Annotated in this window: 3 protein-coding genes and 1 pseudogene; 2 read left to right on the top strand and 2 right to left on the bottom strand. The window is 52.3% G+C overall.

Translation table 11 applies throughout. The features are described from left to right. Positions 1-192, bottom strand: a pseudogene (locus C0V97_RS08285) (flagellin C); the annotation flags it as partial. A gap of 337 nt (positions 193-529) precedes the next feature. Here C0V97_RS08285 and C0V97_RS08280 point away from each other — a divergent pair. Together C0V97_RS08280 and C0V97_RS08275 are read left to right on the top strand one after the other, a co-directional pair. Further along, on the top strand, positions 530-2875 hold the full coding sequence (locus C0V97_RS08280; protein ID WP_127102154.1) for a glycosyltransferase: 2346 nt from the start codon (positions 530-532) through the stop codon (positions 2873-2875). A gap of 112 nt (positions 2876-2987) precedes the next feature. After that, positions 2988-3716: a glycosyltransferase family 25 protein gene (locus tag C0V97_RS08275; RefSeq protein WP_127102153.1), complete on the top strand. Its 729-nt coding sequence runs from the start codon at positions 2988-2990 to the stop codon at positions 3714-3716. Between the two features lie 65 nt (positions 3717-3781). Here the strand turns inward: C0V97_RS08275 and C0V97_RS08270 are convergent. Next, on the bottom strand, positions 3782-3964 hold a 183-nt coding region (locus C0V97_RS08270; protein WP_255424176.1), incomplete at its 5' end, for a flagellin.

Genomic DNA, 3964 nt, shown 5'->3' with positions numbered 1-3964 from the left:
CACGGCGGACTGGCCGGAGACGTTGCCCTGCATCTGCTGCGCGATGCCGTAAGCTGCCGCGTTATCTGCAGCGCTCGACACCTTCAGGCCGGTCGAGATGGTGTTTTCTGCATTGCTCAGAGCGGTCTGGGTAGCGTTCAGGGTCTGAACGGCGACCATCGCCGAGGCATTGGTGTTGATTGAAAGGCTCATCGAGTTTCTCCTGGTGCTCGCCCAGATATCGGGCCACGCAATCACCATAAAAACCCAAATGGATAAGAGAAGATTACCAGAACGTACGAAAGGGCTTCTTGGTAGCGATCGTCAAAATGTCGTCAAGAGGTGGGCCGGCGTAGACGTGCGGGCGCAACCAATACGATTCATTAACGAATATGAAACACTTTGGTGGGCGTAATTAGTCTCTGATGTGGGGGCAACTCGTTGTCACTGGTCATTGCCTCATTCAAAGGAACACTACCCCCGCAATGAGGAGCTCGGCGCAGGGCGTCCTCTCAAACGTAAAACCCTACGACAATACGGAAAACGAACGATGGTTCTTTACGTGATCTCCAAAGCGGATGATGCCTCGCTGCGCAAGTTCAGGAAGCGGAATAATCCGGATAATAATTTTGAGATCGTCCCGTCGTTTGATACTGCCGCTCTCGACCGTAATTATATGGTGGAGAATGGCCTCCTTGATCTAGAAACTCGCGCGACCGACGAACAGGTGGCGGACATATTCTCTCACGTTGTGCAATGGAGCCAATGCGTTGCAGACGGGCTGCCACGCACGATTCTTGGTGATAAATCTTCTATTCCCGATGATTTCGAGATACAGGCCAGTCATCTTACGAAGGCGCTGACGGAACCCTGGGATTTGATCGTCTGGGGCGCAGATTATAATAGTCTCATGATTGTTCAGATGCCTAATCAGTTGGGTGATTGTATTCTCAAGTATGATGATCATCCCTCGATTGGACCTGCTGCGCCCATTGGTTCGCAGGGAGGTGGCTCACTCTTGCTGCGACTCAGCGCGATCGAGGGCATGTCAGGATACACCATTTCGCCGCGGGGTGCCTCGACCCTCATGGGCACACTGCCTATCCGCGAATATGCTTACAGGCACAAACTGGCAGGACGTGAGATAAAGGGTGTCTCGCTAAGCATCCTGTTTTCCAGTCTGATCGAACATGGAATGCTCTCAGCGCATCTTTCTTTCCCACCGCTCATCGTTGGCAGACTACCGGAGGATGTGTTCACGTCTGTTGGCGCGGTAGGCGATTCTTTCGACTATGCTCAGGTAGACATCAAGCGATTGCTGGACGACTGTTTGTCGAAGGCGGGCTGTAACCCTGTCGGCGACGCAGAACCCGGCGTTTTTCCCAAACTCATTCACTTCGTTGAGACTACGCCTGAAAAACAGGCTTATGATGAAGTGAATTATTTCTCGGAGAAAAAGCCACCCGGTGTACGGCCTTTTGGTTTCAGCCATTACATGGCTATTCTGTCGGCTGCGAAATGTCATCCCGAATTCAGGATCATCGTCTGGTGTGTCGCCGAGCGTGATGGCGTCTATTGGCGCGCGATAAAAGAAATAGCAGATATCGTCGTCGTGCCTGCACCCCAGCGTGTTTTCGCCAACCCGGTCATGCATCCCGCACATCAGTCTGATATCATCAGAATGAGCGTCTTGCGGGCATATGGTGGCATATACCTGGATCTCGACACAATCACCCTCAAGAGCCTCCTGCCGCTTTGCTCGGCAACGCACACGGTGATGGCTCGGGAGCTTGCGTCGACGCGACCGAGGGTTGAGGCCGAGAGCCTTGGGAACTCGATCATCTTGTCTCCACCAGGTGCTTCCTTCATGGACGCATGGTGGGACAGCTACAAGCATTTCGACTCGCGCTATTGGGCGCATTCATCAACGAAAATGCCTTATCTGATAAGTTTGTCGCACCCAGCATCCGTTGTCGTTCTGCCGCCCGAGGCATTCTTCGTTCCGTCTTGGGATCAGATTGGGCTCAGCAGCCTTTTTGAACAGGCTGTTACATTCCCGGAAGCCTATGTTTTCCATTTGTGGGAAAGTATGTCGTGGCCCGTTCTCAAAGAGATCGACGAACTGAATGTCTCTTCGCGGGTCGATACCTATTCACTTGCGTGCCAAGCCACTCTATCCAGCGCTGATCTAGACCGAATTTCTAAATCCCGGGAGAGCTTCGCGCCATTTCGGGCTCAGTCGGGAGGGGGCAGTGGTCTCTCGCGGGTGTTCAGTGAGATCTACAGAAATAACGACTGGGGTGGTTCTGGAAATATATATTCCGGGGTCGGCTCGGATCCGCACCGGTGCCTGGATTATATCAATTTCATTTGTCACTACATCGGTCGGTTGGGCCATCGCGTCGTGCTCGACATAGGATGCGGAGACTTTCGAGTAGGCGCAGAGATTGCCCGCCGCTGCCCAGAGACGACGTTTCTCGCAATGGACCTCGTCGCTGAAGTTATCGCCGCAAACAGGCAGGTTTATGCCTCTATCCCAAATGTACGTTTTGAAGTTCTCAATCTCGTTGATCAGGTGCCCGCTTATGAGAGCGACCTGGTGATTGTAAAGGATGTTCTTCAGCATCTGTCAAATCAATCAATCCAAAGAGCAATAAGAAATCTTTCTCGACACAAAGAAATCATCTTTGTGAATTACATGCTTACTGAATATCCAATAGTAAACGAGGACAAAGAGGACGGGAAGCATATCAGGGGAGGGCGACTCGATTTCCGAGCCGCCCCTTTCAATATTGACACCACGATGCTGGCGAAGCTCCTCATCAAGGGATCTCCTGGGATCACAGAAGTTGTGCGCTATCGTCCTTGGGATCATGCCGACGAGAGCAAGGCGTAAGACGCTCGTTAATGTTTCGAAACCGGTCGCTTCGTGAGAGATATGGCGGTCAATGTCTCGGGGAGAGCGCTCGTTCAAATTTATCTGATTCGGAGCCTTGGGATTACACGTGATGGATAAGTGGTTGATTACACTCAAGCGTACTCCAGAAAGGCTTGAGGAATTTCGTCGAGACAACCCTAAATTCTCTGATATTCGGCTTTTCGAGGCGATAGATGGTCGGAGTCTCGATCGCGAGGCGCTTCGCGATCAGGGTATCCTTGACCCTGATTTGAATTATACGGATGGCGCAATCGGGTGCGCGCTGTCGCACCTTGCGATCTGGACGAACTCACTCGGGGAGGGGCGGGGATGTACGATTTTCGAAGATGACGCAATCATCAATGAAAGCTTCGACGCCCGGACGTCTGGGTTGATCGAGGCGCTACCGCAAGGCTGGGATATGGTACTATGGGGCTACAATACCGACGCCTATTTGACGTTCAGGAGCGCCGAAATCGGCTTTTTTTGTACGTCACGGTTTGACCACGTAAACCTCTTGAAAAACCGTGAGGAATTCAGGATGGGTTCGGCGGATACGACGCTATTCAGCCTCCTGCGTGCCCACGGGCTGATAGGCTACTCGATATCTCCTAGTGGGATTTCGAAAATGCTCTCTCATGTTTTGCCGCTCCGGCCGATGCAGACATTCTATCCCGGACTGGAAAAAAATAAAGAGAACTCGGGCATCGATGATATGATGGCGGGGTGCTATGATAAACTTAGTGCGTGGGTCGCTTTTCCACCACTTGTCCTTGCCAAGAACGATCTTGCCACTAGCACAGTGCAAACCGGCGGATGAAGCAAAGCCCGGATCGGGGTTTTTGGTAGCCCCTCACCTGAGAGCAGGTAAGGGGCTTTTTAGTATTACTGGAAGAGGGAGAGGATGTTCTGAGACTGCGAGTTTGCGATGGTGAGTGACTTGATGGCGAGCGACTGCTTGGTCTGAAGTGAGGTCAACTTAGCGCTGGCAGCAGACATATCTGCGTCGGTCAGGGCGCCAATGCCGTTGGTGAGGTTGTCGGAGATGCTCGAGCCATAGGTGCTCAT

The sequence above is a fragment of the Asaia sp. W19 genome, from assembly GCF_003994335.1.
Classification (GTDB): Bacteria; Pseudomonadota; Alphaproteobacteria; order Acetobacterales; family Acetobacteraceae; genus Asaia.
The sequence above is the reverse complement of the archived record's forward strand: the minus strand, read 5'-3'. Positions and strand labels throughout refer to the sequence as shown.